The sequence below is a fragment of the Bradyrhizobium sp. ISRA430 genome, from assembly GCF_029909975.1.
Classification (GTDB): Bacteria; Pseudomonadota; Alphaproteobacteria; order Rhizobiales; family Xanthobacteraceae; genus Bradyrhizobium.
Map to the genome: position 1 here is coordinate 2,169,597 of NZ_CP094516.1, position 13,428 is coordinate 2,183,024.

General features: G+C 65.4%; 10 protein-coding genes and 1 riboswitch. Of the genes, 2 read left to right on the plus strand and 8 right to left on the minus strand.

Going from position 1 to position 13,428, the window contains the following annotated elements; all coding sequences use genetic code 11:
• Positions 1-16: 16 nt before the first annotated feature.
• Genes MTX21_RS10800 through MTX21_RS10810 form a run of 3 tightly spaced genes read right to left on the minus strand, consistent with a single transcriptional unit; the run spans position 17 to position 3,500 of the window.
• Positions 17-940 carry an ABC transporter permease gene (locus tag MTX21_RS10800; RefSeq protein ID WP_280964785.1) on the minus strand — a complete coding sequence of 308 codons (924 nt, stop codon included), beginning with the start codon at positions 938-940 and terminating at the stop codon, positions 17-19.
• Entirely contained in the window at positions 937-1,878 is a 942-nt protein-coding gene (locus MTX21_RS10805) for an ABC transporter permease (protein WP_280964786.1), read from the minus strand. Before MTX21_RS10805 ends, MTX21_RS10800 begins: the two co-directional genes overlap by 4 nt.
• 17 nt (positions 1,879-1,895) lie before the next feature.
• Entirely contained in the window at positions 1,896-3,500 is a 1,605-nt protein-coding gene (locus tag MTX21_RS10810; protein ID WP_280964787.1) for an ABC transporter substrate-binding protein, read from the minus strand.
• Positions 3,501-4,108: 608 nt separating this feature from the next.
• On the opposite strand from MTX21_RS10810, the gene MTX21_RS10815 reads away from it, so the two are divergent.
• Entirely contained in the window at positions 4,109-5,242 is a 1,134-nt protein-coding gene (locus MTX21_RS10815; protein WP_280964788.1) for an MFS transporter, read from the plus strand.
• 50 nt (positions 5,243-5,292) lie between these two features.
• Here MTX21_RS10815 and MTX21_RS10820 read toward each other — a convergent pair whose 3' ends face one another.
• The 3 genes from MTX21_RS10820 to MTX21_RS10830 form a co-directional block, all read right to left on the minus strand.
• Positions 5,293-6,726: an NAD-dependent succinate-semialdehyde dehydrogenase gene (locus MTX21_RS10820; RefSeq protein ID WP_280964789.1), complete on the minus strand. Its 1,434-nt coding sequence runs from the start codon at positions 6,724-6,726 to the stop codon at positions 5,293-5,295.
• Between the two features lie 139 nt (positions 6,727-6,865).
• Positions 6,866-8,278, minus strand: a complete 1,413-nt coding sequence (locus MTX21_RS10825) for a PepSY domain-containing protein (RefSeq protein WP_280964790.1) — start codon at positions 8,276-8,278, stop codon at positions 6,866-6,868.
• 12 nt (positions 8,279-8,290) lie between these two features.
• Complete coding sequence (locus tag MTX21_RS10830) at positions 8,291-10,645, minus strand: TonB-dependent receptor (protein ID WP_280964791.1); 2,355 nt, start codon at positions 10,643-10,645, stop codon at positions 8,291-8,293.
• Between the two features lie 113 nt (positions 10,646-10,758).
• Positions 10,759-10,960: riboswitch (cobalamin riboswitch) on the minus strand.
• Between the two features lie 75 nt (positions 10,961-11,035).
• On the opposite strand from MTX21_RS10830, the gene MTX21_RS10835 reads away from it, so the two are divergent.
• The gene (locus MTX21_RS10835; protein WP_280964792.1) at positions 11,036-11,608 is read left to right on the plus strand and encodes a histidine phosphatase family protein; all 573 of its coding nucleotides are present in this window, start codon (positions 11,036-11,038) and stop codon (positions 11,606-11,608) included.
• 3 nt (positions 11,609-11,611) lie between these two features.
• Here MTX21_RS10835 and cobT read toward each other — a convergent pair whose 3' ends face one another.
• Positions 11,612-12,664: a nicotinate-nucleotide--dimethylbenzimidazole phosphoribosyltransferase gene (cobT, locus tag MTX21_RS10840; protein ID WP_280964793.1), complete on the minus strand. Its 1,053-nt coding sequence runs from the start codon at positions 12,662-12,664 to the stop codon at positions 11,612-11,614.
• Between the two features lie 15 nt (positions 12,665-12,679).
• Positions 12,680-13,426: a precorrin-6A synthase (deacetylating) gene (gene cobF / locus MTX21_RS10845; protein WP_280971022.1), complete on the minus strand. Its 747-nt coding sequence runs from the start codon at positions 13,424-13,426 to the stop codon at positions 12,680-12,682.
• Positions 13,427-13,428: the final 2 nt, after the last annotated feature.

Here is a 13,428-nt window from a genome sequence, read left to right on the forward strand (position 1 = left end):
GATTCGACTCGACGCGCTAGAGACGCTTGGCCATGCGCGGATCGAGCGCATCGCGAAGACCATCGCCGAGCAGGTTCACGGCGAGCACGGTGACGGACAGGAAAGCCGCAGGAAAGAACACGATGTAGGGCTTGACCTGCCACAGCGCGCGGCCCTCGGCCATGATGTTGCCCCAGGACGGAACGGTGGGCGGCGTGCCGGCGCCGATGAACGACAAGATCGCCTCCGTGATCATGGCGCTGGCGCAGATGTAGGTCGCCTGGACCAGCATCGGCGCGAGCGTGTTGGGCAGGATATGGCGCAGGATGATCATCGGCGTACGCGTGCCGCAGGCCACGGCCGCGTCCACATACGGCTGCTCGCGCAGCGAAAGCACGACACTGCGCACGAGGCGCGAGACGCGCGGGATCTCGGCGATGGTGATGGCCAGGATGACGTTGCCGACGCTGCCTCGCGTCAACGCCATCAGCGCGATCGCCAGCAGGATCGGCGGGATCGCCATCAACCCGTCCATGAACCGCATCACGACGCCGTCGGCCCAGCGCACGAAGCCGGACACGACGCCGATCGCGAGGCCGGCAAACGAGGCAAGTGTCGCAACCGATAGACCAACCGTGAGTGAGACTCGTGCTCCATAGAGCACGCGCGAATAGATGTCGCGGCCGAGCACGTCGGTGCCGAACCAGAAATCGGCCGACGGCGCGCGGGTGCGCTTGGCGGGGGCCAGCGCGGTCGGATCGACGGTTCCAAGATACGGCGCGAAGATCCCGATCAGGATGAGCACAATGAGCAGCGCGCCGCCGATCGCGACCGTTGGATGGCCGCGCAGAAAGCCGATGATGCCGCGCCGGATCCTAACCGGCTGCAGCAGCTCCGGGAGCTGCGGTGCGATGACGAGGCCGGCCGGAAGCGGCTGCGTGTTAACGGTCGTGTCGGTCAATAGCGGATCCTCGGATCAACCAGGGTGTAGATGACGTCGATCAACAGGTTGACCAGCACGTAGACGAAGCTGAACAGCAGCACGATGCCCTGGATGACGGGATAGTCACGCCGCAGGATCGCATCCACCGTCAACCGGCCGAGGCCGGGAATCGCGAACACGCTTTCGGTCACGACCGCGCCGCCGATCAGGAGCGCGATGCCGATCCCGATCACGGTCACGATCGGCACCGCCGCGTTTTTCAGTGCGTGAATGAACAGGATACCGCCCTGCCCCAACCCCTTGGCGCGCGCGGTGCGGATATAATCCTGCTGCAACACTTCGAGCATGGCAGCGCGCGTGATCCGGGCGACCAGGGCGATATAGACGCAGCCGAGCGCGATCGCCGGCAGGATCAAATTCTCCAGCCACGGCCAAAAGCCATCGCTGAGCGGCGTGTAGCCCTGCACCGGAAGCCATTCGAGCTCGAGCGCGAAGATGTAGGCGAGCATGTAGCCGACCACGAAGACCGGCAACGAGAAGCCGAACACGGCGAACGCCATGATGGCACGGTCGATCAGGCTTCCCGCCTTCCACGCAGCCACCACTCCGAGCGGCACCGCGACGACGATCGTGAGCAGGAGGGTGACGGTCATCAGCGACAGCGTCGGTCCGAGACGCTGTCCGATCATTGCGGAGACCGGCAGGTTGGTGAAGATCGAGGTGCCGAGATCGCCGTGCAGGATGCGCCAGACCCAGTCACCAAACTGGATCAGGAACGGGCGGTCGAGGCCAAGGCTCTGACGGATGCGCTCCACATCCTCCGGGCTCGCCTGATCGCCTGCAATCACCACGGCCGGATCACCGGGCGCGATGTAGAGCAGGCTGAACACGAACAGAGCGACGATCGCCATCACCGGCAAGGTCGCGACGATGCGCCGGAGGATATAGGAGAGCATCTGGCTTCAGCGCACCGTCATGCGGACTTCGACACGCCCCAGAAGAACGGCAACGGCCCCTTGGTGATGCCGGCAACGTTCTTGCGCCAGGCCGTGTAGCTCAGGAAGAAACCGGTCGGCGCGTAGACGACGTCCTCGAGCGCCGCCTTGTTGAGGCGACCGACTGCGGCCTTCTCCTCGTCGAGATTCTTGGCGTCGAACCAGGCCGTGACCTCCTTCTCGACGCCTGGGCTGTTGGGCCAGCCGAACCAGGCCTTGTCGCCATTGGCGCGAACGGCGGTGTACGGGGCGGGATTGATGCAATCGGCGCCCGCATGCCAGGTGTGGAACATGTTCCAGCCACCCTGCCCTGGCGGTGTCTTCTGCGCGCGGCGGGAGCCGACCGTGCCCCAGTCGGTCGCGACGAAGTCGACATTCATGCCGAGCCTCTTCAGGAGGTCCGCAGTCACGTCGCCCTGCGCCTTGGTGATCGGCTGGTCCTGCGCCACGAGGCACGTGACCGGCTGGCCCGCATAGCCGCTTTCGGCGAGCAGCTTCTTGGCAGCGTCGAAATCGCGCTTGCCCTTCAGGATCTCGCCGCCCAGTTCGCTATAGAGCGGCGTGTCCGGCGTGAAGAAGCCGGGCAGCGGCTTCCAGAGCGCATTGTCGTCCCCGACGATCGCGCGCATGTAGTCTTCCTGACTGAGCGCCATCAGCACCGCGCGGCGCGCCCGCACGTCGTTGAAGGGCGGGAACAGGTGATTCATGCGGAACGATCCGATATTTCCCAGGGGATCGCCGATGTCGACGCTGATGTTCTTGTTCTTTTTCAGCACGGGGACGAGGTCGGCAATCGGGTTCTCCCACCAATCGACCTCGCCGTTCTGCAAGGCGGCAGCCGCGGTGGCCGGATCCGGCATCACCACCCACTCCACGCGATCGACCAGGATCTGCTTGCCGCCGGCGAGCCAGGACGCCTTCTCCTGCCGCGGCACATAGTCGGCGAACTTCTCGAACACGGACTTCGCGCCGGGCACCCACTCGGACTTGGCGAACTTCATTGGCCCGGAGCCGACATAGTCGGTGATCTGCTTGAACGGGTCGGTCTGCGCGATGCGCTCGGGCATGATGAAGCTGCAAGGCGAATTGTTCTTGGCGAGCGCGTAGAGCATCTTCGGGAAGGGCTGCTTCAGGACCCATTTGAAGGTGCGGTCGTCGACGGCGGTGAGCTCCTGTTGCAGGGCCTTGATCATCAGGCCCATCGGATCGCGCGCCGCCCAGCGCGAGAGGCTCGCGACGACGTCCTTGCTCAGCACCGGCTCGCCGTCATGGAACTTCAGCCCCGGCCGCAGTTTGAACGTCCAGGTCGTGCCGTCGTCGGTCACCTCCTCGGACTCGACCATCTGGCGCTGCGGCTGGAGCTGCGCGTCGATCCCATAAAGTGTATCCCAGACCAGCGCGGCGGCGTTGCGCACGACGTATTGCGTGCCCCAGATCGGATCGAAATTGGCGAGGTTGGCTTGCGGCACGAAACGGAGGGTGCGTGCGGCGGCGCCTTGCGCCAGCGCGGGGGCAGCGAGGCCACTGGTCAATGCCAGACCGCCTGCGCCGGCCAGTCCCTTCAATACGGTCCTGCGATCCATGAAGTCCTCCCCGTGGTGCTGTGATGCCAGCCGCTCAAGGACCGAGCGCTGGTGAAACCGACGCCGTCGCGGTGCAAATGGTATGCCAGCAATCGAGCTTTGGCCAACAGGATTCTGATCGACCCTTGACACTTCTCTTGGCACTTCTCTCTTGGCACTTCCACGCAAGCAGCTCGACACTGCCGCAATCGGCGCGCCTCGTCGTTCCCTCGATGAGAGGGCACAGGGAAGGTCGGGCGCCGGCTGGCACCCATGAGACCCCTGTGCCAAGACATTGCGCACCCTATGCACAGGGGAGAGACAGGGCAGCCAGTGGCCCATTCGCTGTCATTCCACATTGCGCAAGTGCGCAATGGGGCGCGCCATTTGGCGCGAGCCCGGTATCGATTTCTCCGCGTCGCACGCTGCACGATGGATTCCGGGCTCGCGTCATCGGGCCGCGCTCCGCGCGGACCCGTTGGCGCGCAATGACGGCATAAGTTGCGATGTCACGATGACACAATTCGTCAACTCGCTGCGCTGTCGGAACCCTGGCATGCGACCCTGGTTGATGATCTAAGCATCCTCCTCTCCCGTGATCGCGCGCTTCCTTCCCCGGAGTTTCATCGATGACTTCAGCCGACCGGCCGGCGACACGGCTTGCGACACGGCTTTCGTTTCTGGTCGCGGGCTTCGGTATCGCGTGCTGGGCGCCGCTGGTGCCGTTCGCCAAGGAACGGCTTGCCGTCGATGATGCGGTCCTTGGCTTGCTGCTGCTCAGCCTCGGCATCGGCTCCGTCGTCGCGATGCTCGCAACGGGGATCCTGAGCGCGCGCTATGGCAGCAAGCCGATCATCATCGCCGGCGGGCTCGGCCTCGCCCTCGTGCTGCCGCTGCTGACAATCGTGGGCTCGCCCGTGGCGCTGGCGCTGGCGCTGCTCGCATTCGGCGCCTCGCTCGGCTCCATCGACGTCGCCGTGAACATCCATGCGGTCGAGGTGGAGCGCGCGGCGGGGCAGCCGCTGATGTCCGGCTTTCATGCGCTCTTCAGCATCGGCGGGTTCGCCGGATCCGCCGTGATGACGACCCTGCTCTCATTCCACCTTGCACCACTCGCAAGCACGCTGATCTGCTCTATGCTGATGCTGCTCGCGATGGGGCTTGCCTGGCCGCGCCTCTTACGCTCGCCGCAGACGCAGGACGGGCCGCTGTTCGTCCTTCCGCACGGCATCGTGCTCTTGCTCGCGCTGCTTGCCGCCATCACCTTTCTGGTCGAGGGCGCAATCCTCGACTGGGGCGCGCTGCTCGTCATCGGCGCCGACCTCGTCGGCGAGGCGCAAGGCGGCATCGGCTACATCGTATTCTCGATCGCAATGACGGCGGGGCGGCTCGGCGGCGACGCCGTCGTGGCGCGTGTCGGCGATCGCGCGACGCTGGTGTCGGGAAGTTTGCTTGCAGTCGCGGGTCTTGCGGTGCTGCTGCTCGCAACCGGCGCGGCCGTTGCAATGGCCGGCTTCCTGCTCATCGGCCTCGGCGCTTCAAACCTGGTGCCGGTGCTGTTCCGCCGTTCCGCCACGCAAACCGCGATGCCGGTCGGGCTTGCGGTGGCGGCGATCACCACCGCCGGCTATGCGGGCATTCTGATCGGCCCCGCCGGCATTGGTTTTGTCGCCCATGCCGGCGGCCTGCCGTTGGCGTTCTGGATGCTCGCCGCGCTGATGTGCCTCGTCACGCTCTCGGCGCGCACGGTCACGGCGAAGTAGAAAAGCGCGCCACGGCAGGCCGTGACGCGCTTCGCTATGGACGGCGCGCGTCAAGCGCTCGCCTGGGTCACAAACTTGGTGTTGAGGTAGCCCTCGATCGCCTCAAGTCCGCCTTCCGAGCCGTAGCCGGAATCCTTGATGCCGCCGAACGGCACCTCCGGCAGCGCGAGCCCGTGATGGTTGATCGACACCATGCCGCTCTCGACGTCGGCACCGATCGCCTGCATCGTCTTGGTCGAGGTGGTGTAGGCATAAGCCGCAAGCCCATAGGGCAGACGGTTCGCCTCGGCCACCACCTCGGCGTAGCTGCGGAACGAGGTGATCGGCGCGACCGGACCGAACGGCTCCTCGTTCATGATGCGCGCATCGCGCGCCACATCGGTCAGCACCGTCGGCTCAAAGAAGAAGCCTTCGTTGCCGATGCGCTTACCGCCGGTGCGCACATTGGCGCCGCGCTGCACTGCGTCGGAGACGAGGCCTTCCATCGCATCGACGCGGCGTGGATTGGCGAGCGGCCCCATGCGGGTGTCCTTGTCGAGGCCGTTGCCGACCTTGAGGCTCTTGGCGGCCGCGACGAACTTGTCGACGAACGGCTCGTAGACGCTCTCATGCACCAGGAAGCGCGTCGGCGCCACGCAGACCTGGCCGGCGTTGCGGAACTTGTTGGCCGACAGAATCTTGGCCGCGTTGTCCAGATCGGCATCCTCGAACACGATCGCCGGTGCGTGGCCGCCGAGCTCCATAGTGACGCGCTTCATGTGGGCGCCGGCCAGCGCAGCGAGATGCTTGCCGACGGCGGTCGAGCCGGTGAAGCTGATCTTGCGGATGATCGGGTGCGGGATGAGATATTCCGACACTTCGGACGGTACGCCGAAGACGAGATTGACGACGCCGGCGGGAATGCCCGCGTCCGCATAGGCCCGCACCAGCTCCATGCAGCTTGCCGGGGTCTCCTCGGGCCCCTTGACGATGATCGAACAGCCCGCGGCGAGCGCAGCCGAGATCTTGCGCACCGCCTGGTTGATCGGGAAATTCCAGGGTGTGAAGGCGGCGACGGGGCCGACCGGCTCCTTGGTCACGAGCTGGGAGACGTTGCCCATCCGCGGCGGCACGATGCGGCCATAGGCGCGGCGCGCTTCTTCCGCGAACCAGTCGATGAGGTCGCCGGCCAGCATGGTCTCACCGGTTGCTTCCGCGATCGGCTTGCCCTGCTCCATGGTCATCACCGGCGCGATCTCGGCGGCGCGCGAGCGAATGATGTCGGCCGCTTTCCGCATCAGCTTGTAGCGGTCGAACGGCGAGGTCCGGCGCCAGGTCTCGAAGCCGGCCTTGGCGGCTTCCAGCGCCTGGTCGAGGTCCCTGCGGGAGGCGTGCGGGGTCTTGCCGATCGGCTGACCGGTCGCGGGGTTGAGGATGTCCTCCGACTTGCCGGAGGAACCATCGGTCCACTCGCCGGCGATGAACATCTGAACTTTCGGGTACATCCTTGCTGCCTCCTGACATGATTTTCGCATCGTCGGCGGGATGGGCGCCCGCCGTTCCAAGCCGGGGCAGAGCTACACTGAAAGCCGGCCGGCGAAAAGGGATCCGTGATGTCGCAGCAGCGCATCGCTGATCTTCCTCTCATGCAGCGAAAGAGAGGCGCAGGCGGCGCCAGCCGATGACGATCCCGGTGATGGAGAATACGAACCCAAGGGCGCAGAGGCCGACGATCAGGCCGTCACGCAGCATCGGGTGCGCCATCAGGACCGGAAAATCGAGCGTGTGCAGCGCGCTGTAGAGCCAGCGATAGGCCCGCCGCGACGCGTCGAGCCTTTGTAGTGCGGTGCCGTCGGCAGCGTCGATGTCGAACCAGACGTCGCCGCATATGGTACGGTAGACGGGCGCGCGAGAGACGACGGAGTACGCGGGATAGTCGTCGTTGGCCGCAAGGACGGTCGGCGTGTCGCAGCCTGTCGCAAGGCGGGCAACAAATCGCTGGACCTCGCCCGCACTGAGGAATCCCGTCTGCCGAACCGGCCCGCCCTCGTCTGCGCCGAACAGGACTTGCTTATCGAGCGCGATCCGGTCGCGGCGATAGAGTTGGCCGTTGAAGGCGAACCATTCGACCTCGCGGGCGGACGGCGACAGCGGCGCATGATCCAACGACACGGCTGCGATCCAATCCGGAGCAGCGCCCGCGGCGACCGCTTCGGCTGGCGTCAACTCGCCGCGCGAAAACAGCCGGCCGTGATCCATGGAGAGCCAGCCGCTGAAGATCCATGTCAGCACGAATGTCGTCGCCACAAGGCCGATGATGTGATGCAAGGCGTGCCAGCCGCGATAAGGCAATCTGATCCGCGCGATGCCCAACACCGCACCGAGTACGGCTGCGATCAGAGCCAGCAGCGACAACGTCCAGACCAAGCGATCCCATAGCGGCCAGTTGCTTCGGAGTACCGTCGGATAGATCCAGTGCAGGACGCTGCCGGCGAAATTCCAGCCACGCTCGCTCCGCGTCGTGTCCAGCACGACCTCGCCTGTGCGGGGCGATACATAGACCTCGGTCCCGGCGGCGTCGCCGAGCCCAACGCGAAACAACGGCCGGTGCCGATCAAAACCGTTCGGCACGCTCCATTGATCGTAGCGGGCGCGCGCGACGATGGCCGCATGCGCGGCGTCGAGCCCGCGCCGGCGGGCATGATCCCGTGCGATCGCAAGCGCGACATCGGGCGACGCCACCGCTGCATCGGTTCCATCGGAGGCGCGGACGGCGCGCAAGCGCGACGGGCCCGAGACGATGTACACGGGACCGTTGCTGCGCTGGATCAGGCGAACGCGCCTGGCGTCCGCGATCCCGCTGGCGGCGACCGCGTCAGCAGCGGCGATGACCACCGACGTGCGATCGAGACTCGCGAGGCCAGCAAAGCGTTCCGCCTCCGTCAGCGACGGAAACGGAACGAAGTGCATCACGATCCCTGTCGCGAACCACATGGCGAACAGCAGGCAAAATGCGATGCCGAGCCAGCGATGCACAAGGACGATCGCGCCCATCATACCTTCAGCGCCTCACCATTTGAACGCCGCGGAGACCTCGTAGGTGCGTGGCGCTCCCAAGAGGATCTGATCGGGATAGAACGGGTCACCCCAGATCGCATAGCGCTTGTCGGTGATGTTGCGCACGCGGAAGGTCAGGCGGGCCTGGTCGACCGCGCCAAACACCGTCCTGGGGATGTCGACGAAGGCATAGACGTCGGCCACAGTGTAGGCTTTCAGCGTCACGACGTTCGCATCGGTGTTGAAGCGGTCGCCGACATGGCGGCCGACGATGCCGAGCTCGACCGGCCAGGGCGTGAAGAAGCGGTACGATGCCCCCGCATTGGCGACGATGCGCGGTACGTTCGGCGGGGTGTTCCCTGAGAACGATCCACCGACGAAATTGTAATCGGCGTAGCGCGCATCGACATAGGCAATGTTGCCCCACAGCCGTAGCGCGTCGATGGGACGGACAGACGCCGCGAGCTCCACGCCCTTCGACTCCTGCCGTCCGGCAATGTTGAGCTGCATGCCGCCAGCCGCAGCATAGACGTTCTTGCGCTGGATGTCGTAGGCCGAGAACGACCACTCCGCCCTGTTGTCCCAGAACAAACGCTTTACGCCCGTCTCATAGGTGCGCGAAGTCGTCAGGTCGAGCGGCTGGGTGGGTGCGAGCAGGAAGATGTTGTTGGCGGAGACATCAGCCCCGGTGGCGTACTGGCTGAAGAAGGTCAGGCCGGGAACGGCCTCCCAGGTGTAGCCGAAGCGGCCCGTCACCGGTGCCCAGGACTGCGAGAACGGGAAGTTCGCCTTCTCCAGCCCGTTCACGTCGGTCGCGTTGCGGTCGAGCCCGATATGCTCGACGCGCAGGCCGCCGACCAGCGCAAAGCTGCGTGTGAGTTTCAGCCGGTCCTCGAAAGTCAGCGCCTCGTTGTCGATGCGCGCGGTCTGCTGCTGCGTCGTCAGCAGGCCGTAATAGCCGCGCACGGGATCGACCAGCGTGACCTGATCGTGCGGAAAATTGGCGGCCCCCGGCCGGACGAAGTCGAGGTTACTCACCGCAAGCGTCGTGACAAGGCGATTATCGAAGCCTGCGATATTCGTGTCCCAGGTCAGGTCGGTGATGTTGCCGACCAGCCGCTGGCTGTGCGCGACATAGAAGCGCTCGCGGTCGACCAGGTTCGAATTGGCATTGAACGCCTCGACTTCGTTGTTGAACCACTCGCGCTCCGCGCCATAACCGTAGGCCTGGCTCTTCAGGGTGAGGCCCGGCGCGAGCTTCAGCTCGAAGCCGCCGCGCAGCCACACCTCCTGAGCGACGTTACGGTTATCGAGAACGTTGTAGTTGGTATTGAAGGTTCGGTCGTCGATGGTGACGGCGCCGAGGTTCGAGCCGTTGTAGTTCGAAACGTAATTGCCGGAGACGATGCCGCTCGTCGCATGCGAGCCGCTGAAGGCGATCGGCACCAGCGGCACGCCCCAATAGGGGCTCCCGCGATCCTCGCGGTATTCGATCGCGCCCCAGATCTTAAGACTGTCGGAGATGCGGTAGTTGAGCTGGCTCGAGACGTCGAACGTCCTTGTATTGGTATCGTCGGCAAAGCCGTGCAGCGAGGAACGGCTGATGTCGAAGCGGTAGTCGAGGCCTTGTACGTTGGTGCTGCCGCCGGAGCCGTAATGGGCGCGGAACGAGTTCAGGGAATCCCAAGAAAAATCAGCTTCATTCCGGATCGGTCCGGTATGCGGCTGCTTGGTGACGACATTGACCGCGCCGCCGGCGGCGCCCTCGCCCGACATCACCGAGGCCGGGCCTTTCAGGAATTCCACGGCCTCGAGATTGGCCGTGTCCATGATGCGCGACGTCATGTTCTGCGGGCCGATCTTGATGCCGTTGTAGAGCATGTTGATCTGGCTGTTGGTGAAGCCGCGCATCGAGAAGGCCGATGGCTCGGCCGGATTGTCGCCGGAGGTGACGCCGACCGCACCTTGGGCGACCTCCGAAACGGTGCGGTAGCCCTGCTCGCGCATGGTCTCGGCCGAGATCACCTCGACGGTTGCGGGGATCTCGCGCACGGTCAGGCCGAGGCGCGAGGCGCTTACGGCCACCGCATTGGTGTTGAGCGGTGTCTGCGCCGTGGTCGCGACAACCGGGTTCTGCGCGGCCGGCACTGCGGCAGGCCTGACGGCCGCGGTTCGGCGCACGGACCGTCCCTCGCTGCGCGCAGGCTTGGCCGGTTTGCGGGACGGGGCGGGGGTCACCTCGACCGGCGGCAGCGGATCGCGGGCCTGCTCCGCGGATGCCGCAGGCATGTCAATTGACGCAAGCGATGTGAGGGCAGCGGACGCGAGCAGGACTTTGCGCGGACTCGCCGCACGGATGAAAGACATGGTTCGAACCTCGGTGTGACGTCAGTGGCACGTCACAGCGAACCAGGTCTCACCTTCGGCCTTGCAGCCCTCCGATGAAGCCGAATGTCTGTACTCCCCGACCGACATTTTCGCGTGTGACCACGGCTGACGGCAGGTCTCCTGGCTTGCGGGTCATGACCGCTTCGTCGCCTTCCCGGGACCGAGGGCCCAGTGGCTCCTGACGAAGGATTCTCCGCTCACAGTTGCGGGGGCAGCTACGGCATTGGGGATACATCCCCGCACCGCATTCCCTTTTCATCCCCTTTCGGGGAAACCGTCAGGGACATCTAGGATTAAGAGGCGGACCGAGTCAATGTATGTGGGCTGGGCTGCGGCGTTCTTGCCGCAGTGGTTTTCAGGAGACATCGAATGGAAGGCGAGACCTTCCTCTGGCTGATACGTCATGCGGCCGTCGACGGCATCGCGGGCACGATCCATGCGGCGGAGGCACCGGCCGATCTCGGCGACCGCACGCGGATCAACGCGTTGCGACGCTGCCTGCCGCGTGAAGCTGTAAGCTATGCAAGCCCTTCGCGGCGGACGGTCGATACGGCACGCGCGCTCGGGCTCAGCCCTAGGCTCGCACAGGAATTCGGCGAACAGGATTTTGGCGACTGGACCGGCCAGCGCCACGATGATCTGGCTGCGGCGGGCGGCGATACCTATGCGCAATTCTGGAACGACCCCGCGCGAGCTAAACCGCCCGGTGGTGAAAGCTTTGAGGAACAGATCGCCCGCGTCCGCCAAGGCCTCTCGACCGTCAAAACCGGTCCGGTCATTCTCGTGGTCCACTCCGGCACGATCCGCGCCGCGCTCTGCATCGCGCTCGATCTTGCGCCGCGGGCGGCGCTCCGCTTCGTCATCGATCCGTTGTCGCTCACCCGCATCGACCGGCTCGCGACCGGCTGGCGCGTCGTGTCCGTCAATCAGCGCGCCGGCTGAACATCAGGCCGGACGATCCGGCACGTTGGCCTCGGCAAACGTCGCCATGCCGTTGTGGAGTGCGCAGGCCAGACGGACCAGCGGCAACGCGATCGCGGCGCCCGATCCCTCACCCAGCCTGAGATCGAGGCTGATCAGCGGCTGGACGTTCAGCGCGCGCAGAACCAGCCGATGCCCCTGCTCCGCGGATTGGTGCGAGGCCAGCAGAAACGGCTGGCATGACGGGTTGAGACGAACCGCAGCCAGCGCCGCAACCGAGACGATGAAGCCATCGATCAGCACCGGAATGCGGCGCTGCGCGGCGGCGATGATCGCGCCGCAGATGGCCGCGATTTCGAGACCACCGACGGCGTACAGGATCTTCTCAGGCGAAGCATCGGTCAAACCATGGCGCGCGATCGCGGCGTCGATCACGCTTGCCTTGTGCGCGCGGCCGGCCGCATCGATGCCGGTGCCGCTGCCCGCGATCTCCTCGGCGCTCATAGCGAGCAGGCTCGCGGCAATCGCCGCCGAGGTCGTGGTGTTGCCGATGCCCATCTCACCGAGAATGAGTAGATTTGGCTGTGAGGCCGCGGCGCGAGCCACAGCGCGGTGCCCGCATGCAAAGGCAAATGCCAGTTCCGACGGTTCGAGCGCGGCCTCGACGCTGAAGTCGCGGGTGCCGCTGCGTGGCTTGTCGGTGATGATACCGGCCATCTTCGCCTGCGCCAGCGTGCCGGCGTCGACTACCTCGAGGGATGAGCCGAGCTCACGCGCCAGCACCGAGATCGCGGCGCCGCCGGACGCAAAATTTGCCATCATCGCAATGGTCACCGCCTGCGGATAGGCCGACACGCCTTGCGCGACCACGCCATGATCGCCGGCGAAGACGATGATCGGGACGCAGCCAGCGCGCGGCTGCTCGGTGGCCTGGAGCCCGGCAAGCTCGATCGCAAGCTGCTCGAGCCGCCCGAGCGCGCCGGTCGGCTTCGTCAGTTGCGCCTGACGCGCGGTCGCGGCGTCGCGATGGACCGCGGAGATATCAGGACATTTCTGGTAGACCCATTCGGGAAGCATGCTACCTCGTTTACGTCATGGCCTGCGTTTGAGAATGTAGCTGTCCATGATCCAGCCATGCCGCTCGCGCGCCTCTTGCCGCGCGGCGACGATGCGCGGACCGACCTCAGTGAGCGCGCCAGACATGATGATCTCATCGGGCATGCCGAGATTGGCACCCCACCAGATGTGCAGGCCCTTCGGATCGAGCGACTGAAATGCCGTGCCGCCATCAAGCATCACGACGACCGTATCTGCTCCTTGCGGCCATCCACCCTCGCGCAGGCGCCGTCCTGTCGTGACCAGAAAGGGCTCGCCGATGTCGTTCAGCGGCAGCGCATGCGCCGCACACAAGGCCTGGATCGAGGTGATGCCGGAGACCACCTCGATTGTCGGCAGTGGATCAAGCCGGCGCGCGATACGCAGCGAGGAATCGTAGAGCGAGGGATCGCCCCAGATCAGCAGCGCGACACGGCCCTCGCCTTCGAGATGATCTGCGATCGCCTGCGACCAGGTCGCGGCGACAGCGTCGTGCCAATCGTCCACCCCCTTGCGATAATCCGCTTCCTTGTCACGCACCGGCAGATCGAATTCAGCAATGCGGGTCTTTTCGTTGGTGAGCACGTCGGCGCAGATCGTCCGCCGCAAGTCGGCAAGATCGGATTTCGCGGTCCCCTTGCGCGGGATCAGGACGAGATCGGCAGCGTTGATGGCACGGATCGCAGCCAGCGTGAGCTGCTCCGGATCGCCGCAACCGATGCCTATCAGCGAGAGCGTCAGCACGA